Consider the following 25,164-nt stretch of genomic DNA (forward strand, 5'->3'; position numbering starts at 1 on the left):
GCAGCGAGTGGGTCGACACGCGTCCCTCGTAGACGCGTGTCGGTTGCGATATCGGTTTGCGGGGGAACCGGCTGCCTTGTACCAGGCGTTCCGGCATTCAATGAAAACGGCAACGATGCGGGTCACCACACGCCGCCGCGAGCGGCTCAAGCCTCGGTTTGCTCATCCAGTTCGGCGACGAGCGCGCGAACCCAGTCGTCCGGGATGATCGGCTGGTGATAGGTACATTCGCCCGACACGACGGTCGAGCCATGCAGGCGCCCATCAGGAATCAGGACCATGTCGCCTTCGTTCATCTTCAGTTGCATGCCGACATTGCCCCAGAACAGCATTTCGCCCTCCTGAATGGTCACGAGGCGATGATCGTTGTGCACGTGAGTGGTCGAACACATCTCATGCGGTTCGACGAACGTTTCCCGGTCGATGTCCGGACACTCCACATCGATACGCGCGCTGATGCGATGCGCGAAATCCACATAACGGCGAATCGACGAGAGCCACAGCAATTGTTCGCCCAGGTCCCAGCGAGCCCGTTCGGCGAGCCGCTCGGCCGCCGCCGCGCCCTGCACCGTCTGCGCGAAAGCCGCCGCGCCGAATTCACGTTCGATGCCCTGCAACGCTTCGCTGAAGCGCGACATCAATTCGGCTTTGCGTTCAGTCGCATCGCCACGGCGACGGCCTGCGGGCTGCAGATGCGCGCACGCGTGTTCCAGCGCGAGCCCAAACGCAAGCCATTCGGCTTGCGCCGCAAAGGCCGCTCCAACCAGAGCGAACGCGCGATCCGGCCGGCGGCCCAGCGCATACAGCAGATTGCATTTCGCCATGCTGGTAGGCAGATAGAACTGCCAGTACGCATGCTGCTGACGCGTCACGCCGCACGCACCCGACACCCGTTGCAAAAGCGCGTCATCCGGCATGTCGCCTTCGAGGGTTGGGCGCAATCCGGACGGCAGCATGTCGAAGAAACCACTTGCGCTCACACGCGCCAGCGCGCGACGCTTCGACGGCGCCAGCGCCCAACGCTGAACCATGATGAAACGCAGGCCTTCCTCGAGGTAGTCGTTGCGCATCAGGCGCTCGAACGTCTCGCTCCAGAACGCCGTTTCGTCATCGACGATGCGGATCAATCGCGCGCTTGCCGCTGTGGCATCCGTCTCGATGCTGTGATCCTGCGCGAGATACTCGAACGCATAAGCCTCAAGGAACGGTGCGAGCTGTGCGCCGCGCACCTGCACGTCGTCGCGGTAGAACTCGCTGAAATGCTGCCATTGCGTCGGATCCGCGCTGCGTGGCAGGCGCGCGATGCCCTGCTCGTAGATCGACAGCAAGGTGCGATTCGCGGCCAGCGAAGGCAGGCGGCTCACGTTGTGCTGGCGAACCGGTTTGGCGAACTTCAGAAACTCGAAGTCTTCAGGACGCAAGGGGCGACGATGATAATCGTCGTCGAGCAGCAGTTCGTCGACTGTGGCGCTCCGAAACGGTTGCGCGGCGGCGAATTGCTTGATCAGTTCTACATACTGTTCGCTCTTGCCGGAAAACGGTGCAAAGTCGAATAGCAAAGGCGTAGCTTGCGTCATAGCAATGGTTCCTGTGAACGACTCCAACATTTCAGTCACAAATGATAATGATTCTCATTTGTACAAAATTAGACACGATGCCCTGTCTTGTCAAGGTCTTTCCGGTCCTTCCAGGCCAACCCGCCAGCAAAGGCCGCCGCCTTCCTTTGCGCCACCGGCACAAAGCGGTGACAGCGACGCGCGACCCCGCCGTGAAGCGAAGTCGCGCGCCTTGCAACTCACATGCACCGCGCATCCACGGTGCATGTCAACAGCGGTTGCGCTCGATCAGAAATCGGTGCGCACCGTCAGCATCAGGTTGCGCCGGTCGCCGAATTCGCTAAAGAACGTGCCGGGCGGACGCACGTAATATTCGCGGTTGAAGATGTTGTTCAACGACAGCGAGGCATCCACATGCTTGTTGAAGCGATAACCCACCTGGGCGTTGAAGATGGCGTAGCCGCCCTGCTCGACACCGCGCGTGATCTGGCTCTGCGCCAGCATGCCGCCGCCGACCGTCACACCATTCAGGAATCCTTGCGAAAGGCGATAGGTCGTCCAGAGCTTGAACAGGTGCTTCGGATCGGTACCGTCTGAATAATTGGCGGTCTGATTCTCGAAGTCCTGATTCAGGTACGTGTAGCCTGCGTACAGATTCCAGTTCGGCAGCGGTTCGCCGGTGACTTCGACTTCGAAGCCCTCGTTGCGCGCCCCACCGCCCGCGATCGAACCGGTCGGATTGTTCGGATCGTCAATCGCAACGTTATTGGTGTTGATGCGGAACAGTGCTGCTGTCGCGCCGAGCCTGCCATTCAGGAAGCTCCCCTTCAGACCGGTTTCGAACTGCTCGCCGGTCGCGGGCGGCAAGGCACCGCCGCTAAAGGTGGTGGCCGTCTGCGGCGAAAACACCTTCGAATAGCTGGCGTAGGCGCTTAGCCACGGAACGATGTCATAGACGAGCGCGGCGGATGGAATGAAGCGGCCATTCATGCGGGTGTCGGTGGTCCAGTTGGACACGGTAGGCAAAACGTTCTGCGATTCTTCGTTGAAGAACGTTTCGCGCGCACCGAGCACGAGGGTAAGCGGCTTGGCGAGATGGATGCGCCCTTGCGCATATACGCCGTACTGCTCCGTGCGGATGTTGGAGGCGAACGTGAATGGAACGTTGACCTGCGGCACCGAGTCCGGATCGAATACGTTGTATGTGCCGCCGTCGAACGGTCCGTTGAGCGAGACGAAGCCGGACTCTTCCGTCTGCGTCAGCAACGAATAGTTCGCGCCGATGGTGAAGGTATGATCCTGCCCGAACAGATGAATCGGGCCCGATACGTTCGTATCCGCGCCAAACCAGTCGTAGGTATTGCGCTGTGCCTGGTCGCCATAGGAGGCAAGACCGTTCGCGCTCACGCCCGGCCCGGAATACGCGTAGTCCGATGACTGCAACTCGTGCCGGTAGAAAACCGTGGTCTGCGATTTCCAGTCGTTCTCGAACTTGTGCGTCAGGTTCAGGTTGGCTTCCGCCAGCGACGTGTAGCTGTAATTCCAGCTCGGGCTGAAGTTCTGCGAGTACGAACTCGGTAGCCGCGTACCCTCGGGCGTACCGCCGATGCCATAGTCGAAGCCCGAAACCGGATCGACTTCATAGGCGGCCGAGAAGGCCAGCGTCGTGCGCGGATTGATGTCGTAGTCGAGCGCACCATACGCCATAAAGGTCTTTTCGCGCACGCCATCCACCGACTTCAGGCCGTCGCTGCCGACGATCACCGCGCGCCCGCGCAACGAGCCATCCTGGTTGAGCGGCCCGGTCACATCCACCATCTGGCGCACGCTGCCGAACGTGTCCACCTGCGTTTCGGTCGAAATATGGAACGTGTCCAGCGGACGTTTGCGCACGAGGTTGACCGTGCCGCCCGGCGTGGTCGGGTCGGCCGCGCCGGTCATCACGCCCTCCGGACCACGAAACACTTCGACGCGGTCGTACATGGCCAGATCGAACTGAGTCTGATACTGCAGGCCACTCACCACCGAGACGCCGTCGAACTCGATACCCAGATAATTGCCGCGCGACTTGTAGTAAGCCGTGCCGTCGCCATAGTTCAGCGCCTCGACGCCCGTGACATATAGCAGCGCGTCCTGGATCCTCGTCATGTTCTGGTCGTCCATGCGCTGACGCGTCACCACGGAGACCGAATTCGGAATTTCCTTGAGCGGCTGCGCGGTCTGCCCGGCGATGGTCGCACTGCTGGCGGCGTAGGAACCGCTGCCCTCGGTGGTGGCGTCGGCCTGGCTCGTCACCGTGACGGCCGGCAAAACGTTGTCGCCGCCGGCGCTGCCTGTCGTGCTGGCGGCGCTGGACGTTCCACTCGGCGGCGTCGCAGACGGCGTAGTCTGGGCACGTGCGTGACCGGCCCAGATCGCCAGCAGCGAGATCGCCACCGGTGTCAGCCGGGCGTGGAGCGAGCGAGTTCGCGCTCGTCGTGTATGACTTAGGTCCATGGTTATTTTCATCGTGGCTGGCAAATTCTCGGCGTGAAGACACGCGCCCGCGTAGTCCATTTGAATTGGACTCCTAACGACGTGTGTCAGGATGATGTATTCGTGACGAAGCGGATGCGCGGCTTTGTACTTCCCCTGACGCCGCGACCGGCAACAACGCGCTTTCGCATCTCGATGCGCGGCGCATAGACACTCATATGCCCCTGGTTGGCCTATGTGCCGCGCATCGTGTTATTGCGAATAAGATGTTATTCGATAATGATTCTCATTTGCAACCAATTTCACGTTCGAGGCCTCAATTCGTTAGGAATAAGCCGCCTGAGGACGCTTGTCAGGTCGACGCAACCGTCTTGCGCAATGTCAGCGCAATCAGGTACGGGCCACCGATCAACGTCGCGACAAGACCCGCCGGCATTTCCAGCGGGAACAGGACCTGACGTCCGAGCCAATCCGCGAAGCCCATCAGCAGCGCGCCGAAGAGCGCCGCCACGAACATCTGCCCTGCGGGTCTGCGCGCGCCGGAATAGCGCGCGATATGCGGCGCAATCAGGCCCACAAAAGACAGCGGCCCTACCAGCAGTGTGGACGTAGCCGTAAGCAGCGCCGCCAGCAGCAGAATGGCGAACCGAGCCCGCACGACGGGCACACCGAGGCCGCTCGACATGGACGAACCCAGGCCTAGCGTTTCGAGCCAGCGCGCCATGAGCGGGCCAAGCACCAATGCCACGAGCGCGATCGCGCCCGCGGCATAAGCCGCTGCCGGTGCGACGTAGTAGGTTGAACCGACCACGAAATTCATTAGTAGACCTGCACGTGGGTCGTCGCTTGCAAGCAGCGCGCCGACGACCGCCTCGAACAGCGCGCTGATTCCCACGCCGATCAGCAGGAGCCGTTCGGGCGCGAACGAGGCGCGCCCGCCCAGCCACAATAGCAGCGCAAGCGTCGTTATAGCGCCGGCAAGACAGCCAGCGAACAGAAACCCCGGCGTCGGATCGAGTCCGGCAAACAACACGACGACGATACCGAGCGCCCCGCCCGAACTCACACCGAGCAGGTCGGGGCTCGCCATCGGATTGGCCGTGACGCGTTGAATCAGCGTGCCGGCGAGCGCCAGCAGCACGCCCGCGGACATTGCCGCCACCGTGTGCGGCAAGCGCCAGAACAGCAGCGCGTCAATCTGCGCGGGACTGGACACCCGCCAGCCGTCGACACCGCGCGACACCGCGAACGTCAGCAGTATTACCACGGCAAGTCCGGCGATCGCCCACGGCAAACGCCTTGCCAGCTTGCCGGGCGGCGCATGCGCCACCGCACTTGCATGCAGGTCAGGCTGACTGCGCAAACGCGGCAGCAACAGCAGGAGCAGCGGCACGCCGAGCAGCGAGGTCACCGTGCCGGTCGGCACCAGATGCGCGGAAAACAGTTCTGTGGCCGATAGTGCCTGAACGATTTCGTCGGTTGCCCACAGCAGCGCGGCGCCCACACACGGCGCCCAGATCAGCCGCTGCCGCAGACGCCGCGCACCCGCGAGCCGCGCGAGCGTGGGCGCGGCGAGGCCCACAAAGCCAATCACACCCACCGCCGAAACGACGCAACCCGTCAGCACAACCGCAATCAACAGTGCGGCAAAGCGCGTGCGTTGCAGAGAGATGCCGAGGCTCTGCACGGTCGAGTCGCCCGCTTCAAATACACCAAGCGGCCGGCGCAGCAGACCGGTGGCGATAAGGCAGGCGAGCACGCTCCACAGAAGCTGACGGCTTTCCTGCCAGCCGCTTTGATCGAGCGCCCCGCCGCCCCAGATCAACAGGCCGCGCAACAGGTCGAAATTCGACATGGCGATGGCGAGGCTGATGGCGCCGCAATACAGGTTCACGATCATCCCCGACAGGATCACCGAGAGCGACGACATGCGTTGCCGCCACGCCAGCGCGAACACCAGCAGCATCGCCAGTCCGCCGCCGGCCAGCGCCACGGCCGTGCGGCCGCCGGCGATCCACGACGGCGCCCATAGTTCGGCAATGGTCAGCGCGAGGTAGGCACCCGGGAAAATACCGAGCGTCATCGGTTCGGCGAGCGGATTGCGCAGCACCTGTTGCGCCAGCGTGCCCGCCAGCGCGAGTGCGCCGCCGCATAGCAGCGTCATGGCGATACGCGGCAACATGCTATCGCGCACCAGCACCTGATGCAGGTCGGCGCGGTTCGGTGCGATGAGCGTGGACCAGAACGACGCACCGTTCAGTTGCGCGTGAATCTGCAGGACTGCCAGGATTAACGCGACGATTCCAAGGCCGCCGACGAGCGCCGCGCGGAAATCACGTGCCGTATCCGGCGTGGAAGAAGCGACGAGATTACGCAAGGCCGCCTCCGCCGTTGTCGATGGTCGCGAGCGCCGTGGCGACCGCCTGCGCGAAACGCTGCATCGAAATCAGGCCACCGTATGGTGCGATCACGGGCAATAGCGTCACGCGACGTTCACGCACCACCGGTAGTGCCTGCCAGATGGCGTTGCGCGCGATCCCCGCGCGCGCGGAAGGCGCCACCGGCCCCACCAGCAGCAGGCTTGCCTGCTGAACCTCGACGAGACGCTGCACCGGCACCAGCGCGAAGCCGGACCCGGTATTCCAGCGACGGCCTCCGGTCGCCGGATTGGTCGCATTGGCCGCGTTGCCGACTCCGATCTTCTGCAGCATGGTGTCGAACAGGCTGCCTTGTGCATAGACACGCAGATGGCGGTCGTCGACCAGTTCGGCAACCAGCACCGGCGCGCGCCGCAGCGCCGCATGCGTGGCGAGTTGCGCGCGCACGTCGGCGACGACGCGATCCGTTGCGGCGATCAACGCCGTGGCATTTTGCGGACGCTGCAGGCGTGCAGCCAGTTCGCGGGTTTCGCCGAGCAAAGCCGGGTACGGCGTGTCGCTCGACATATAGGCACCGAGTGTGATGGTCGGTGCGAGGCGTTCGAGCCAGGGTCTGGCAGGTGCATGCCCCGGCGTAATGACCAGCAGATCCGGGGCGAGCGCCTGTAGCATTTCGAAGTTCGGCTGATAGAGCAACCCGATATTGGCCACGCCCGCCGACAACGGCGGCTCGACGATCGTGCTGCGATACCAGTCGGGCAGCGACGTGCCGATGGGCGTCACGCCCAGTGCGAGCAGCGTTTCGGTCAACTCCCAGTTGAGGGTGACAATGCGATGCGGCGCGGGAGCGGTGCTTGCCGCGCTTGCCGTGCTCGCGGCATTTTCTGCGGCGAATGCGTCAAACGGGCTAAGCGCGCTTAGCGTCCCGAGCGCGCCGATCCCGGCCAGCAGCTTTCGGCGCAACGGATCCGGCGCGAGGACGCTGCGCATCGATGCATGAGAGGACTTCTTCATCGCGGGAATCCCACCGCGTAGCCCGTTTCGGGATCTGTCAGCACGCCCATCGGCACACCGTAAATCGACTCCAGGCTCGCGGGCCGCATGATCTGCGCCGGACTCGCCTGCATCAGCACCTTGCCGCTGCGCAGTGCAATCAGTTCGCTGCAAAAGCGCGTCGCCATATTGACGTCGTGCAGTACGACGATCGCGGTCATGCCGCGCTTTTCGCACAACGAACGGATCAGGCCAAGAACCTCGATCTGATGGCTGATGTCGAGCGCCGAAGTCGGCTCGTCGAGAAGAACACAACGGCTATTTTGCGCAATCAGCATGGCCAGCCAGACGCGTTGACGCTCGCCGCCGGATAGATTGTCGACAGCGCGGTCTGCGTAGCGTGCGACATCGGTCCACACCATCGCCTCCTCGACGCGCGCGCGATCGTCGTCGGTGACGCGGCCGAGCGCGCCATGCCACGGATAGCGTCCTAGCGCGACCAGTTCACGCACCAGCAGAGCGTCGGTGGACGGCGTGTATTGCGGCAGATGCGCGACCTGCTGCGCGAAACGACGATGCGGCCAGCTTGCCAACGGCTCACCGTCGAAATGGATGCTGCCGCGCGTCGGTTGGTGCAGGCGCGCGAGCAGGCGCATCAACGAGGTCTTGCCCGAGCCGTTGTGGCCGATCAGGCCGACGACCTGGCCCGGCGCGATATCGAGCGAAATAGATTGCAACAGCAACTTGTCGCCGATCGAAAAATCGACGCCGGAAAGCCGGTAAAGCGGAGAATCGCCTGATGACTGCATGACTAATGCCGTAGCTCTTTTAAATTGAGTAGGATGACTTAGCGGTTACCAATTGCGTCGCCACTATCTGGTATGTTTGCTTGCTCGTGCTGGCTCGCGTAGACAGTAGGCGCCGTCAGCAGTCTTTTCAGGCGGTCCCTCACACTGTCGTGCAACGCCGGGTGGTGCACGATCCCGGTGTGGCTCGCATCGATCAGCACTTCTTCGACCGCCGCACTCGTGTAGGCGCGCCAGTCGCGTCTGCGACCGGCTGCGGTATCGCGGCCGGCGCGCCAGAATGCGATTGGCACATCAACGGTGGGCAGCGTATGCGCGACGCGCAGACGATAGTGCAGTGCATCCAGTTCGCTTGCGCGCTCGAACAGGACGCGCAATTGCGCACCGTCCGCCTGCTGATCGAGCCACGTGGGCAAATCCGCTTGCTCGCTGCTTTCAACCAGCGGCGCTTCTGCGGTATGTGTCGCCGTATCGAGCAGCCCGAGAAAATCCACGGCATGACCGCGTGCGCGCAGCAGCGCGGCAACCGCCACCGCGAGGCGACCGCCAAACGACCAGCCGAGCAATCGGAACGGCCCTTCAGGCTGAACCGTCAGTACGCGCTCGACGCAAGCCTCAGCAAGTGCCTCGAAAGTAGCTGGGAAATCATCAGCAGATTCCTTCTCGTCGCGCATGAAACCTGGCGAGCGCAACGCGAGCACGCTGGCGACGCCTTGCAACGCAGCGGCGAGAAAGCGATATTCGCCCACGAGCCCGAAACCCGGATAGAAGCAGAAGAGTGTCAGAGGTGCGCCGCCCGCGTTGAGCGGCTGCAGCCCGGCGTCGCTCACCGCGTCATATGACGGGCATAACAACGACTCGCTGTGAAAGCGCTCGCGCCACAACTCGAACGCGCCCTGCTGCGCCGGATCATCGTCTGTCGAAACATGCGGATGTGCGGGTGTGCTGAGCCCATCGAAGAGGCGCTGGCGTAGTACGGCTCGCGCGTCGATATTCGCGTGGCGATCTGCAGAACACACCAGCGCACGCAGGTGTTCTTCGAACGTGGCGATCAACCGCTCTAGCTGCGGCGCATCGAGCACGTCTTGCGCCGCGCTCCACTCGACCTTAAGGCAGCCGTTCGCGATCAGTCCGTTCAGGTCCAGCACGTGACGCGCGGCGGTGGCCACATTCGCATCCATGCCGTTGCCGCTGTCCTCCGTTGCGAACGTGAAGCGCCCTTCGCTCAGTCGCTCTTCGAAACGGCCGAGGTAGTTGAAACCAATCGTCGAACGCGGCAGCGCCTCCAGCACGGCCCGCGTAGGAGCACGCCCCGCGTAGCGGAACAGATTGAAATGCATGCCTTCTGCCGGCACTGTTTGCAGCAGCGCTGCGATCTCGCGGTAGGTCGTCTCCACTTGCGATGCAGCAATCAGGCGTAATGGGTACTGCGTGGTGAACCAGCCCACGGTCCGGCTTAGATCGAGGCCGGGCGCACACTCGCGGCGGCCGTGTCCTTCCAGTTCGACGATGGGCGGAACCTGCGGCACGTGATCGGCCAATGCCTGCGACAGCGCGGCCAGCAGAACCTCGTCGACACGTCGGCCGCTGTCGGTCAGGCGGCGCGTCGTCGGGGCATCGAGCGTCCAGTTGCGATCCAGGGTGCGACGCGGGGTGCTTTGTGCGAACGTCACCGGTTGTGCACCGCCCGGCGCTTCGAGTTGCTTCTGCCACCAGGCGAGTTCGCTCAGATGCTCGGGCAAACTCGCGTATTCGGCGAGACGCTGGCTCCATTCTCTCCATGTGGTGCCGGGGCGCGGCAGCATCGGTCGCATGCCGCACGCGCGGGCTGATTCGTAGGCGCTCAGCAGATCGTCGAGCAGGATACGCCACGACACGCCATCTACAACCAGATGGTGAATCACGATCAGCAGCCGCGCGCCATCGGGCGTCATCATGTAAGCCGCGTGCAGCAGCTTGCCGGCGGCCAGATCGAGGCTATCGTGCATACGGTCCGCTTGCGACTCGATGGCGGCGGCCGGATCAGTGGCCTCTCGTAGATCGACGAAGCTCAACGTATCGCGCGCAGCCGTCGTGGATAGCGGCGGCAAGATCGTCTGCGTCCATTCGTCCGTTCGCGGGTCGCGCCGGAAACTCGCGCGTAACGCATCGTGTGCCACAAGTAGCGCGTCAAACGCGGCGCGCAGTGCGTTCGCGTCTAGCGCGTCAGCACTGCGCAGCAACACTGACTGATTCCAGCGCGCGGGGGCGTGCGGATACCGCTCGAAAAACCAGCGCTGCATTGGCGCCAAGGGCACCTCGAGCGGCTCGCTCACGGCCGCTTCACTCTCAGCCGCTGCGACGACGGCCCGCGCCACGATTGCCAAACCGCGCACCGTCGGATGCTCGAACACTTGACGCGCAGACACTGTCCAGCCAATCGCACGCGCCTGGGCAATCACGCGCAGACTGGAAATCGAATCGCCGCCAAGCGTGAAGAAGTTATCGGTTACGCCAAAGTCGTCGCGCCCCAACACGGTCTGCCATACCGCGAGCAGCGCTGTTTCGACGTCCCCGTCTGGTTCCTCTGCCCTCTGCAATACGTCATCCGGCTCCGGCAATGCGCGCCGATCGAGTTTGCCGTTAGGCAAGGTGGGCAATGCCTCCAGCGCCACGCAGATCGAGGGCACATGCGACGCGGGCAGCGTGCGCGCCAGTTCTTCGCGCACGGCATCAGGATTCGCCGGACCGGTGAAATAGGCGACAAGTCGCTTACGCTCCCCATCTCCGCGCAGATCGACCACGGCTTCACGGATTTTGTCGATGCGCCGCAGCGCCACCTCGATCTCGCCCAGCTCGATGCGATGCCCTCGCAACTTCACCTGCTGATCGATGCGGCCAAGAAAATCGATAATGCCGTCGACGCGCGCGCGGCACAGGTCACCGCTGCGATAGACGCGCGAACCCGGTGCGCCATACGGGTCGGGTACAAAGCGCTCGGCCGTCAATGCGGGCCGAGCGAAATAACCTTGCGCAAGCGTCGGGCCGCCGATGCACAACTCCCCCAACGCACCGTCAGGCGCGCGATTGCCGTCGAGGTCCGCGACATAGGCATGTCGCGCTGGATAGCAGCGGCCAATTGCAACAATCGCCTGCTGTGCGTCGGCGTGGCTAACCGGATGATGCAGCGCTGCCACCGTGGTTTCGGTGGGCCCATACAGATTGTCGATGGCGACGTGCGCAAGCGGGCCTTCGTACCAGCGCTGCAAGGCGTCGCCCGGCAAGGCTTCGCCGCCCACCGTGATCTGCCGCAACGCGATACGGTTCGCCGGCGGCAACGCAATACGCCATTGCTGCCAGAGCGCGGTGGGAATCCGCGCGAACGTCACCTGTTCATCGCATAGCGTGCGGTTCAGCGACGCCAGTTCCCATTGCTGCGGGCCGCGCATCACGACACGGCCGCCCATCATCAGCGCGGGCAAGAATTCGTGCAAGGCGACATCGAAGTTAATCGTTGAGGACTGCAATACGATGCCGGATTCGGTGATGCGATGCTCGTGGAGAAAGTCTTCCAGATGCAGGGCAAGCGAGCGATGCGAAATCGCCACGCCTTTCGGCGTGCCAGTCGATCCGGACGTGTAGATCACATAGGCAAGCGAGTCGGGATGCACATCCCACGATGTGAGCGCATCGATTTTCGATTCACCCTCCGAGGATGCGAGCACCGTCCGCAGCGGCTTCAGCAAGTCGCGGCACTCGACCCGCGTCGTGTCGTCGACCACCACTCGCGCTACACCGGCGTCGACGATCATCGCCTGCAAACGCGCACGCGGATACTCGGGATCGAGCGGAACGAACGCGCCGCCCGCCTTGAATACGCCCAGAAGCGCCGCCGGTAGCGCCAGCGAGCGTTCCAGCAGCAAACCCACGCGCTCGCCCGCGACGAGGCCATCCGCACGCAGCGCGAGCGCGATGCGCTCCGCCCAGGCATCCAGCTTCGCATAGGTCAACGCTGCGCCCTCACACCGCAACGCCACGCGCGCAGGATATTGCCGCGCACGCTCAGCGATTCGCTCGTGCACAGCGCTGAACGGCTCTCGCGTGATGTTTGGCCTCGCATCGCTTCGCTCGTGCCGCACCGCCAGGTCACCCACTTTTCGGGCCGGCTGCACAGCGATCTGTTCGAGCAGCTCCGCATAATCGTCCAGCAGACGCCGTGCCGTGGTCTCGACAAAGCGGTCACGCGAATAGGTCAACGCCAATTGCAATGTGTCTCCTGCGCCGCGATCACGCCCATTCAGCGCCAGGTCGAAGCGCGCAGTGGGCGCGACGTCGAGCAGGGACTCGACGATAAGACCGTCGCTGCCAACCCGGGTGGCACGTTGCGCCTGCGTGCTGTCGGCGGCGAGATCGAACATCACCTGAAACAGCGGTGAGCTGTCCAGATTGCGTTCGATCGAGAGCGCCTCGACAAGGCGCGCGAATGGCACGTCCCGATGAGCCTGTGCTTCGAGCACGCGCTCATGCAGATTTCGCAGCAATGCATCGAACGGCTGCGCGCCGTCCAGATCGGCTCGCACGATCAGCGTGTTGACGAAGAATCCGACCAGCCCCTCCAGTTCGGTGCGTTCGCGCCCCGCAGTGGGGACACCGACCACCACCGTGCGCTGCCCCGAATACCGGCACAGCAGCACGTCGAACACCGCCAGGAGCAGCGTAAATAATGTCGTGCGCTGATTGCGCGCAATTGCGCGCAGCGAATCGGCGAGCGCGGCAGAAATCGACAACCGTGCCAGGCCGCCGTCGTGCGAACGCATCGCGCGCGGCGGCAGGTCGCGCGGTAACGTCAGCTCGGCTGGCGCGCCGGCCAGCCGTTCGCGCCAGTATGCAATCTGCTCTTCGAGCAGCGCATTGCCTGCCCATTCGCGCTGCCATAGCGCGACATCCGCCAATTGCACCGGCAGCGCCGGGAAATTCCGCTCACCGTGATATAGCGCGAGCAGGTCGCGAAACAGGACATCCATCGACCACGCGTCCGCAACGATGTGGTGTACCACGAACTGCAAGACGCGCTGTGCGTCACCGGTTTCAAACAGTCCGACGCGTAGCACCGGTCCATTGACCAGATCGAACGGCTCGCAGGCGAAATCGCGCAGAACTTCTTCAAGCGCTACGCCATCGTCCGTAATGGTCCGCTGCGTGAAGCCATAGCTGGCGTCGGCGTGCGGATATTGCATCGGCACGCCATTGTCGGCGTCGAAGCGCAGACGTAGCGCTTCATGGCGCAGCACCAATTGCGTCAAGGCACGATGCAGCGCCGCGACATCGAACGTGCCGGAAAGACGCAGCGTGTGCGTGATGTGATAACCGGCGTGCTGCGGATCGAGGCACCAAAGAAACCACAGGCGTTCCTGCGCAAACAGCAACGGAAAGCGCGCCGGACGCGGCACGAGCGGCACCACAGGTATTGCATCCGCATCAAGCCCTTGAGCGCGAACACGTGTACGAAACAGCGAACGCTTGTCTTCGGCCAGCGTCGCGTATTGCTGCGCGAGCTTTAGTGCATCTGGACGGCGAGCTGTCGTAAGCACGGGTGCGGGCGCAGTGCTCGTAGCAGACTCGGCAAGCGCTTCGTCAAACGATTGGCCCGTCATGTTCGCCGTTTCCCATTTATCTGCGACGCGAATCGCACACGGCAGCAAGTCGCGGCGCCAATAAGCGAATCGTTCATAAGGAATCCATTAGATCTTGCAACGCATCCAGCGTGTCCGCAGCGCCGCTTTGGGTAGGGCTCACACGATCTAGCTGCCCGGCCAGATCGGCGAGCAGCGGATGAGCGAACAGCAACGCGAGTTCAACCTTGCAGCCCAGCGCTTCGCCGACGCGCGCCGCCACCCGCACCGCCAGCAGCGAGTGGCCGCCGAGCGCAAAGAAATCGTCATCGAGCCCGACTCGCGCCGTGCCAAGCACCTCCATCCAGACGCGGCACAACAACATCTGCGTGGCTGTAACAGGCGGACGATACGCGTCCGCGACGCCCAATGTGAGCAACGGTAGCGCCTTGCGATTCAGTTTGCCGTTCGAGGTCAGCGGCAATGCTTCGAGCTTCGCGATCTGCGCCGGAACCTGCTGCTGCGGCAAGCGGCTTGCGAGCAATGCACGCAGCGCAGCCGGGTCGGCAGTACCCGTCACGAATGCCACGAGCCGACGCGCCGTGCCTTCGCCCTGAATCTGGCACACCGCGTCGGCGACACCGTCGAGCGCGCGTAACGCCGCCTCGGTTTCGCCTGGCTCGATCCGGAAGCCGCGCAGCTTGACCTGCTGGTCGGCGCGGCCGAGATAGTCGAGCTGGCCGTTTTTACGAACCCGGCACAGGTCGCCAGTGCGATAGAGGCGCGCGCCCGGCATGCCATGCGGATCCGGCACGAAGCGCTCCGCAGTAAGTCCTGCGCGCCGCGTATAGCCGCGTGCCAAATTGTCTCCGCCGATGCAGAGTTCACCGATACCATTGTCCGGCACAGCGTTACCGTCCGCGTCGAGCACCATCAAGGTGGTGTGTTCGAGGGGCACGCCAAGCGTGATGGGTGCGTTCTTGTCATCGAGACGCGCCGCGCTCGACCAGATCGTGGTTTCCGTCGGGCCGTACATATTCCACAACTGCACGCCGCGCGACTGCAGCGCCTCGGCGAGATCTGCGGGCAGTGCCTCGCCGCCGCACAATGCGCGCAACGGCGTACCTGTGCTCCTGCATCCTCGCCAGCCACCGTCAAGCAGGATGCGCCAGCCCATCGGCGTCGCTTGCATGACACTCGCTTGCGACGCTTCCAGCAACGTCGCGAGACGTCGGCCATCTGCGATCGTCTCGCGCGTCGCGAGTTCGACGGTTGCGCCCGCAAGCAATGGCAGATAAAGCTCCAACGCGGCGATATCGAAGGACAGTGTGGTCACGGCGAGCCAGACATCGTCTGCGTCGAGCCTCAGACGCGACTGCATGCTGTTGAGAAAGCGGCTTAACGCGCCATGCGATACGGCGACGCCCTTAGGTTTGCCGGTCGATCCCGATGTGTAGATCACATAGGCGAGTTGACTGGCGTGGGCGGGCGTCGGCAACGGCTGGTGCGCGTAAGCGTCTGCTCCTGTGTTGCGTTCTGCATGTACGGTATCAGTAACGTGAATACCGTTAGCCTCGATATCGACATCGACGAACGTATGCTCTCCGACGACTTCCGCCAGACGATCACGTCCTGTCGCATCGACCAGCGTACAAACCGGCATCGCATCGTCGATCATGCCGGCGAGATGCGCCGCCGGATAACCCGGATCGAGCGGCACGTATGCCCCACCCGCCTTCATTACCGCGAGCACCGCTACCACCATCTGTACCGAACGCGTGACGCAAACGCCTACGCGTGCTTCCGCGTTCACGCCATGCAGAAGCAGGCGCCGCGCGAGATGGGTAGCGCGTTGCTCCAGTTGTCGATAGCTGAGTGTCTCGCCATCACAGCGCACGGCGATCGTGTCGGGCGAGCGGCGCGCCTGCTCCGCGATACGTGCATGCAGCGGAACAAACGGCGTGCATGACGTAGTCTCCGCTAACGGCTCGCGCCCGCCACGCTGCGCAACCGGCCGCGCTTCCAGGCTGAAGTCACGCAGACGCGGCGTCTTGGTTGCGGCGTCCTCGTGCACCAGTTGCGTCAACATGGCGACATAGTCACGCAAGATACGCTCGACCGTCACGCGCTCGAAGATGTCCGTTGCGTAACTGAACGACAAGCTGAGCCGCTCTGCAATCGTCACGCCAAGCGTCAAGTCGAACTGCGCGGCGGTACGGCGACCGCCCAAGGGTTGCAAACGCAGTCCCGCACCGGCGTGCCGCTCAAGCGAACCTGCGGGAACCTCCAGATTGAACATCGCCTGGAACAGCGGTGTGTGATTGGCCGCGCGCGCGGGTTGCAGAGCATCGACGATCTGTGCGAACGGCACGTCCTGATTCGCCTGCGCCTCCAGCACGCGCTGCTTCACTTGCATCAGCAAGGCGTCGAACGGCAATGCCCCCGACAGATCCGCGCGAATCACCGCCGTGTTGACGAAAAAGCCGATCAGCGACTCGACTTCCAGCGGCTCGCGACCCGCCAGCGGAATCCCCACACGTATGTCGTTCTGGCCGCAATATCGGTGCAACAGGGCATGGAATGCCGCCAGCAGCGTCATGAATACCGTTGCGTCGCGACGTCGCGCGAAGCCTTGCAGCGCGTCAGCCAGCGATTGATCCAGCACGGCTTCGACCTGCTCGCCGCGTGCGCTGCGCTGCGCGGGCCGCGGGCGATCCGCCGGCAATTCGAGCACCGGCTGTTCGTCGCCGAGACAGGTGCGCCAGTAATCCAGTTGGCGCTTGAGCACAGAGGTGTCGAACGTCTCGCGTTGCCATACAGCGAAGTCCGCGTACTGCACCGGCAACGGCGCGAGTGCCGGCGTCTGGCCGCTGCGATGCGCGGCATAGGTGGTCAACAGTTCATCGATCAACACATTCATCGACCAGCCGTCGGCGGCTATGTGATGCAGCGCGAGGCCAAACACGTGCGAACCATCACCGAGGCGGGCTAGTTGCGCGCGCACCATCGGGCCGCGCGCCAGATCGAACGGCTGCGCCGCACCATCGCGCAGCCACGCGGCAAGTTGAGGATGCTGCGCGTCGGCGATGTCCGCAAAAAATGTCTCCGACCAATCGTAAGCAGCTTGCTCGTCGACGATCAGCCAGGGCGCACCGTCACGTTCCTCAAAGTGGCTGCGCAGCATTTCGTGACGGCATACGATGCTCGTCAGCGCCGAGCGCAACGCGGCCACGTCAAGCGCGCCGTGGAGCTTGACCGCCAGCGACAGATGGTAGGCCGGGTTACCAGGCTCGAGACGCCATAGAAACCACAGCCGCTCTTGCCCGTGGGCGGGTTGCACGTCGCGTCGGCGAAGGCGGCGGATCGGTTTCAGGCTGCGTCCGGCAGGTTTTGCGACAGCAGCCATGCTTTCATCGAGCGCGGCGGCGAGGGCATTCAGCACCGGGTAATCGAACAGCATGCGTAGCGCGATCTCGCAGCCGAGCGCGCGTTGCAACCGCGCTGCTACCTGGAGCGCGAGCAGCGAATGACCGCCGAGCGCGAAGAAATCGTCACGCGCACCGGCCCGCTCGATGCCGAGCACGGATTGCCATATGTCCGCGAGCAGTGCTTCCGTTCCATCGCGCGGTTCCAGGTAGTCCGTACTATCTCCGACAAGGTCTGGGAGCGCCTTGCGATCAAGTTTTCCGTTCGGCAGCGTAGGCAGCGCGTCAAGCAGGACGATCGCCGATGGCACCATATACGCGGGCAGCGTGCGCGCCAGCGCCTTGCGCAGCGCAGGCCCGGAATTCGCTTCTTCGGCATCCGTTGTGAGCACGACATAAGCAAGCAAACGCTTCGCTTCCTGGTCGCCGCGCGTGATCACCACGGCCTCGGCCACGCCAGGCTGCGCGCAAAGCGCGCGTTCTATTTCGCCCAGCTCGATGCGATAGCCACGCACCTTGACCTGGTCGTCGAGTCGTCCCAGATACGCGACGCTGCCGTCCGCCAGCCAGCGGCACAGGTCACCAGTGCGATACAGACGCGCACCCGCTGGCCCGAATGGATCGGGTACGAAGCGCTCGGCAGTCTGCGCGGCACGTCCCAGATAGCCACGTGCCAGCGTCGCACCGCCGATGCACAATTCGCCCAAACCGCCTTCGGGCACGGGTTCGCCGTCCACATCGAGAATGCAGTAGGCTCGCGACGCCCACGGTCGTCCAATCGCGACGGCGACACTCGCGGCATGTTCGGCGCTCACGTCCTGTCCCGAGGTGGTCACGGTCGCCTCAGTGGGGCCATATGTATTCACCAGCGCAATGTCCGCGAGCGGCCCGGCGAGCCATTGCGCAACGGCATTGCCCGGCAACGCTTCGCCGCCCACGGTGACGCGGCGTAGCGCGAAGCCGGTGCTGTCATCGGGAAGCTGCTGCGTCCATTGCTTCCAGTAACCCGTCGGCAAGTCCGCAATCGTGACACCGCGTTCTCGCAGTACATGGTTGAATTCAGCAGCGGTCCACAGCGTCGGACCGCGCAATTCGAGTGACGCCCCCACGGCTAACGTAGCAAAGATATGCTCCACGGCGCCGTCGAAATTGATGGTGGAAAACTGCAGCGCGCGATCAGTCGCACGCAATGCGTTCTCGGCAATGAAATCATCCAGATGCAAACTCAGCGCGCCGTGACTGATGCCCACGCCTTTCGGCTTGCCGGTGGAGCCCGACGTATAGATGACGTAAGCAAGTTGTGCGGAATGCACAGCGCATTCGAGGTCGTGGTCCAGCTCGTTGAACACGTCTCGATCCACACGAATCTCGTGATGCGCAGCCGATTCGATCAATTCCGTGTGCGCCGCGTGAGTCGTCGCGTCAGTCAGAAGAACCGCAAGCTGCGCATCTTCGATCATGTCGTGCAGGCGCTCGCGCGGGTAGGCTGAATCGAGCGGTACGTATGCCGCGCCCGCCTTCAGCACGCCCAGCAACGCGGCAATCAACCCAGGCGAACGTTCAACGCAGACCCCCACGCGCGTTTCGCGACACATGCCCTTCCCAACGAGCCGGTGTGCGATGCGATTGGCCCACCGGTTCAGTTCGCCATAAGTCAGCGTCGCGCCGTCGCAATGTACCGCGAGCGCGTCTGGGCGCCCGCGTACCACCGCTTCGAAGCGCTCAACGACTGAGCGATATGCATGAGCGGCAGCACCGTGCGCTGCACCGCTGAGTGAATCCCGTCCAGCCAGGCGCAACTTGCCGAGCGCAACGGTTCGCGTTTCGACGTGCGCCAACTGAATCAGCAGGTCGACATAGGCACGCTGCAAAGCGTCGAGCGTCGTCTCAGGCACGCGCTGCGTATCCCAACTCCACTCGAGCGCAATGCGCTCACCCGGCACCACGCCCAACGTCAACGGATAATGCGTGCGCTCGAATGACTCGGACGACGTCACACTTAATCCGAGCGACCCGTCGCTCAATGAGGAATCGACCGGGAAATTTTCGAAGACCAGCAGGGAATCGAACAGCACACCAAAACCTGCTCCCGCCCACTGCTGAATGGAAGACAACGGCGCGTGCCCCGCCTGGCGCAATTCGACGTTATACGACTGCAGGTCGCGTAACCAATCGGCAACCGGTCGATGCGCCGGCACGTCGACCCACAACGGCAAGCTGTTGATGAACAGGCCCTGAATCGCGGCCGAACCCGGCAGATCCGCTGGCCGCCCTGCAACGGTCACGCCAAACGCCACCTGGCGGCGATTGCCGTAACGCGCCAGCACCAGCGCCCAAGCCGCCTGAATCAGGGTGTTGAGCGTCACGCCGAATGCCTGACCGGTCCGCGCGAGCGCGGCTCCGATGTCCGCTTCAAGCGTCTGCGTGCGATGCAGGAACACGGCACCCGTCGGCGCGGCGCGCGCCGCTTTCGCTGGCCACGACGGCACGCTGTCGAGCAGTAACGCTGGACGGTCGACGCGAGAAAGCTGCGCTCGCCACCAAGCACCCGTATCCGGCTGTTCACGCAACCATTCGAGGTACGAACGATACGGAACGACAGGGTCGAGCACAGGCGCCTCGCCGAGACTCGCAGCCCGATACGCGCGACCGAGTTCGCTGAGCAATTGTGCGTTGCTCCAACCGTCCGACAGCGCATGGTGATTGATCCAGGCCAGATCGTGCGCACCATCGGGCCGCTTGAACAGCGCGACATGCATCAGCGAGGCTGCGTCGAGATCGATCAGATGCGGCGCGTCGAGTTCGAACCACTCGGCAAATGTTGCTTCGTAGTCCGATCGGTCACTCCAGTCGTGCACTGCGAACGGATCCGGCACGTCGCTATAGACCGCTTGCAGCATCGCCCCGCCGTGCGCTCGTACAAATCGTGTCCGCAGCACGGCATGTCGAGCGACAACGGTACGCCACGCCGCGCGCATCGCGTCCACCTCAACCGTGCCGCGCAGCGTCAGGCGCTTGCGGTTCAGGTATGCGCCCGGCTCCATCAGGCTATGGAAAATCAGGCCCGTTTGCAGTGGTGCCGCGGGGTAGATGTCTTCGACCGTTTCGAGCGGCAAGCCGAGTGCATCGAGTTCATGCTGACTCAGACCGGCGAGCGGAAAATCCGCGGCGCTTGCACGTGGCGTTGCGTTCGAACAGTGGTCGACCAATCGTGCGACTTCCTGATCGAAGGCGGCCACCAGCGCTTCGACATCGGCTTGCGCGAGCACCGCCGGGTCGTAACGCCAACCGAGCGACAGACAGTCGTCCACGATCATCCCGTTCAGATCGAGCGTGTAGACGAGCTTTTCGTCGTCCGGTTGCGGGTTGCCTGCGGCCTCGCTCGCGAAGCCAAAAGGGCCGTCTGCAGCAAGACTTTGATCGAATTGCCCCAGATAGTTGAAGCTGATACGAGGCGCGGGTAACTGCGCGAGCGTCTCGCGCTGGGCGGCAGTGCCGTATGCGAACAGCCAGCCCCACGACAGACCGTCGTCCGGGAGTGAACGCAGACGCTCTTTGGTTGCGAGCAGCGCTTGCGCGTCGTCTGCTTGAGCTTGCAACCAGACCGGGTAGCGCGACGTAAACCAGCCTACTGTACGGCTTAGATCCAGAGCAGGTCTTCTGACGGAAGCGTTTGTATCGGTCGCCTGCATCAATGCTTGCGGTTCGCGGCCATGCCCTTCCAACGCCAGCAATGCGCCGCCGCCGCCGAATGCAGTCGCAAGCACGCGTGTGAGCGCGCTCAGCAGTAACTCGTCAATGCCGAGCCGATACGCGCGCGGCGCGGCGCGGCGCAGCGCGGCGGTTGCCGTAGCGTCAAGACGCCAATGAACAAGGCGGCTCGATGCCGTCGTGCCGACTGGCGCGGATATCGCCGGTGTCGAGCCGCTCAGCACGCGCTGCCACGCGTTTAATGCAGTCGTCAGCCGCGCCTGGCTCATCGCGGCACGCTGCACGCCGGCCCACGCGCTCCACGGCGTATTTGCACCGAGCGTGGGCGTTTTTCTCGCCAGCGTCTCTGCGTAGGCATCCTGAAGATCGGCCCACAGGATTCGCCACGACACACCGTCCACCGCGAGATGATGGATCACCAACAGCAGGCGACCTGACGTCGCGGCCTGCGCGGTTCCGTCTGTCGGCACAGGCACCTTGAAGTACACCGCCTTTACAAGGCGCCCTGCCTGCGGATCAAGACTTTGCTGTGCGAGTTGCCCTTGCTCTGCCAGAGCTGCACGCCAGTCTTTCGACCCGTCGCTCACATTGCGCAGATCCACCACGCTCAGCATCCCCGGAGGCGCATCGCTCAGAACACGTTGCGTCCACCCCTCGGGATGACGCTCGAAACGCAAACGCAATGCGTCATGACGCGCAACGACTGCAACCAGCGCGCGCTCCAGCGCATCGGTCTCCAGTTCGCCGCGCACCTCCAGCAACACCGATTGATTCCAATGCGACTCGCCGTCCGGATAGCGTTTGAAGAACCATGCCTGAATCGGCGTCAGCGGCAGCGCCTCGCGTACCTCCGCGTTTGCTACGACCCCGTCCTCGTCGAGCGGACGCATCACCGCAGCGAGACGAGCCACCGTGGGATGCTCGAACACCTGACGCGGCGTGAGCAACCAACCCTGCGAACGCGCACGAGAAATCAGTTGCAAGCTCAGGATCGAATCGCCGCCCGCCGCAAAGAAATCGTCGTCGACGCCAAGACCGTTACGCCCGAGCACCGACTCCCAAAGCGCCAGCATCACGCGTTCGGCATCGTTGCGCGGTGCTGTTTTTAATTCGTTATCCGATGCATCGATCGCCGGTAATGCGGCCCGATCGACCTTGCCATTGCGCATCAGCGGCAGAGCGTCGAGTCGTGCAATTGCCGAGGGCACCATGTGCGCCGGCAATTGCTGCGCGAGCGCGTTCTGAAGCGTGGCGCCCTGCACGGATTCGCCCTGTTTCGCAACCACGTAAGCCACGAGACGCGCAGCACCAAGGTCGCTGGCAAGCACCACCACCGCATCGGCGACGCCGGGCTGGCGACGCAGCGCCGCTTCGATCTCGCCCGGTTCGATGCGCAAGCCGCGCAGCTTGATCTGCTGATCGAGTCGTCCGAGGAAATCAAATGCGCCATCCGCACGGCGGCGGCACAGGTCACCGGTGCGATACAGGCGCGCACCACGATGCGCCGGATCGGGAACGAAACGCTCGGCAGTCAGCGACGGCCGGTCGAGATAGCTTCGTGCAAGCGTATGGCCGCCAATGCATAGTTCGCCGAGCGCGCCGACCGGCGCCTCGTTGCCGTCAAGATCCAGCACGCGGGCCGTGCGCGAAGCATAGGGCATACCAATCGAAACGATGGCTTGAGACGCGTCGTCGGCGGTGGTAGCGCGGAACATGCACGCCACGGTGGTTTCGGTTGGACCGTAAAGATTCGCGAGTCCGATATGCCCGAGCGGCCCATTGCGCCACTGTGCGAGCGCGTCGCCAGGCAAGCCTTCGCCGCCCACTGTGATCTGTCGCAGTGCCGCCAGTGCGTCTGCGGGTGGTGGCGTGCGCAGCCATTGTTGCCAATATGCAGTGGGCAGACGCGAGAAGGTCACTCGCGCGTCGATCAGATGCCGGCTCGTTGCTGCGATGTCCCACGGCTCGTCACCGCGCATTTCGACCTTGCCGCCACACAGCAACGCGGGCAGCAACTCATGCAGCGCGACGTCGAAATTGATCGTCGACGATTGCAGGACCGTATCGCTCGCATCGATCCGATGCGCGGTCATGAAGTCGTCGAGATGAGCTGCGAACGCGGCGTGGGTGATGGCGACGCCTTTCGGCCGGCCAGTCGAACCCGACGTGTAGATCACGTAGGCCAGTTGTTCGGGATGCGGCACGTGCGATGCCGGCGCGTCCCCGCCTCTTGCTTCGTACACCTTGTCATCTAACACGTGAATATCGATCACCGTCCGGCCGTCGAATAACGCACCGCAATGCTCGCGCGTCGCATCATCGGTCAGCAGCACACGCACGCCGGCATCGTCCATCATCAGCGCGAGACGCTCCGCGGGATACGCGGGATCGAGCGGCACGAATGCACCCGGCGATCTGAGTGTGCCGAGCAGCGATGCCACCATCCCGATGGAGCGCGTCATGCAGATGCCCACCCGCTCGTCCGTGCTCACGCCCGCTGTGACGAGTCGATGCGCGATTCGCCTCGCCCATGCAGCGAGTTCGGCATACGTGGCGCGTTCGCCTTCGCAATGCACGGCAAGCGCATCCGGTTGCCGTGCGGCGCTGAGTGCAAAGCGCTGCGGCACGGACTCAAAAGGTTTTTTCGGCGCTACAACGGCAATCTCGCGCACCAGTTCCAGGCAGCCTAGCGGCGCGGCGGCATCGCGTGCAATCTGTTCCAGCAGGACAACATAATGATCGAGCATCTGTGCGATGACTGCGGCGTCGAACAGATCCTCGGCATACGTCAGCGAAACTTCGAGACCGTGGGCACGGTCACGCGCGGCAAGCACCAGGTCGAAGCGCGCGGTCTGCGTATCGATCTCATGATGCGAGACGTCGAGCCCTGGCAACGGCGGTATCTCCCGATCCGCACCGAGGTAGTTGAACATCGCCTGGAAAAGCGGCGTGTGAGCCAGATTGCGCTGCGGATGCAGTGCGTCCACGATCTTGGCGAACGGCACATCGGCGCAGGCATGCGCTTCCAGTACGCGTTCGCGCACTTGTGCCAGCAGATCACCGAATGTCACGAGGCCCGCGAATTCCGTGCACACGACCAGCGTGTTGACGAAGAAGCCAATCGCGCGCGTCACCTCGGCCTTGTCGCGACCGGCCACCGGAACGCCGACGCGAATATCGCGCTGGCTACTGTAGCGCGCAAGCAGCACATCATAGGCTGCGAGCAACACCATGAAGAGCGTGGCATCGCCGGCCTCACCGACCTGCCCTAACGCCGCGCGCAGAGACGGCGGCAGCAGGCGTGTCACGCGTGCGCCCGCACCGCTACGCATGCCGCTGCGCGAGTGCGCATGCGGCAACTCCAGCACGGGATGTTCGGTGCCGAGGCGCTCGCGCCAGTATGCGAGTTGCCGTTCGAGTGCATCTTCATCGAACCATTCGCGTTGCCATTGCGCGTAATCGCCATACTGCACGGCTGCAACCGGTGCAGACGCGGGCGGATCTATCGACGCTGCGTCATGCGTTGCAACTGTGCCAGCCGAAACACCTGCGCGATACGCAGCGGTGAATTCAGCCACGAACACATCGATCGATACGCCATCCGCGACGATGTGATGCACCGCGATATGCAGCACATGGTCGTCCTCGGCGCGACGGATCAACGCAACGCGCAGCAGTGGGCCGCGCTCCAGATCGAACGGCAACGCGGATCGACTCGCCAGCAGGGCATCGAGCGCCGCCTCTGAATCGCGCCCTTCCTCAAGCTCGAATTCGTCCCAACCGTATTGATGCTCGCTGGCAATCTGGAACGGCACGCCGTCGATTTCCTCGAAGCGCAACCGCAGGCTTTCGTGTACGTCGACCACCCGGTCGAGCGCCATGCGCAGCACGCGCGTGTCGAGTCGGCCGCGCAGACGTACCGCGCCGGTGACGTTATACGCGGCGCTGGCCGGATCGAGGCGCCACAGAAACCACAGACGTTCCTGCGCATGCGAGAGTGCAAAGCGCCGCTCGGCGCCGGGAAACGGGACGATCGGCAAGCGTGACGGATCGATACCGCGCTGTTTCAGGCGCGCGCGAAATGCCGCACGCTTTTCCGGCGGCAACGCGACATACGCCGTCGAAATCGACAACAGGTCTTTCGGCACTTCGCTTGCGGTTTGACTCATGAAGGCTCTTGATTCGAGAAAGTTTCCGGCGGCTGGTGCATGGGTCGTCAGCTTCCTGGC

7 protein-coding genes are annotated in these 25,164 nt (G+C 63.6%); all 7 read right to left on the minus strand.

Features of this window, described 5'->3' with window-relative positions:
* Positions 1-146: 146 nt before the first annotated feature.
* Positions 147-1,577, minus strand: a complete 1,431-nt coding sequence (locus FQ755_RS33980) for a peptide synthetase (protein WP_144161819.1) — start codon at positions 1,575-1,577, stop codon at positions 147-149.
* 267 nt (positions 1,578-1,844) lie between these two features.
* Entirely contained in the window at positions 1,845-4,052 is a 2,208-nt protein-coding gene (locus FQ755_RS33985) for a TonB-dependent siderophore receptor (RefSeq protein WP_260859007.1), read from the minus strand.
* A 331-nt stretch (positions 4,053-4,383) separates the two neighbouring features.
* Positions 4,384-6,408, minus strand: a complete 2,025-nt coding sequence (gene fhuB / locus FQ755_RS33990; protein WP_144161825.1) for a Fe(3+)-hydroxamate ABC transporter permease FhuB — start codon at positions 6,406-6,408, stop codon at positions 4,384-4,386.
* A complete protein-coding gene (locus FQ755_RS33995) occupies positions 6,401-7,423 on the minus strand; it encodes an ABC transporter substrate-binding protein (RefSeq protein ID WP_144161828.1) in 1,023 nt (340 codons plus the stop codon). The genes fhuB and FQ755_RS33995 overlap by 8 nt, the downstream gene beginning before the upstream one ends.
* Positions 7,420-8,211, minus strand: a complete 792-nt coding sequence (locus FQ755_RS34000) for an ABC transporter ATP-binding protein (RefSeq protein ID WP_144161831.1) — start codon at positions 8,209-8,211, stop codon at positions 7,420-7,422. Before FQ755_RS34000 ends, FQ755_RS33995 begins: the two co-directional genes overlap by 4 nt.
* A 38-nt stretch (positions 8,212-8,249) precedes the next feature.
* On the minus strand, positions 8,250-13,841 hold the full coding sequence (locus tag FQ755_RS34005; protein WP_144161834.1) for a non-ribosomal peptide synthetase: 5,592 nt from the start codon (positions 13,839-13,841) through the stop codon (positions 8,250-8,252).
* A 73-nt stretch (positions 13,842-13,914) separates the two neighbouring features.
* The gene (locus FQ755_RS34010; protein WP_144161838.1) at positions 13,915-25,104 is read right to left on the minus strand and encodes a non-ribosomal peptide synthetase; all 11,190 of its coding nucleotides are present in this window, start codon (positions 25,102-25,104) and stop codon (positions 13,915-13,917) included.
* Positions 25,105-25,164 lie beyond the last annotated feature (60 nt).

The organism is Paraburkholderia sp. BCC1885 (assembly GCF_900996235.1).
In the GTDB taxonomy this organism is placed as follows: Bacteria; Pseudomonadota; Gammaproteobacteria; order Burkholderiales; family Burkholderiaceae; genus Paraburkholderia.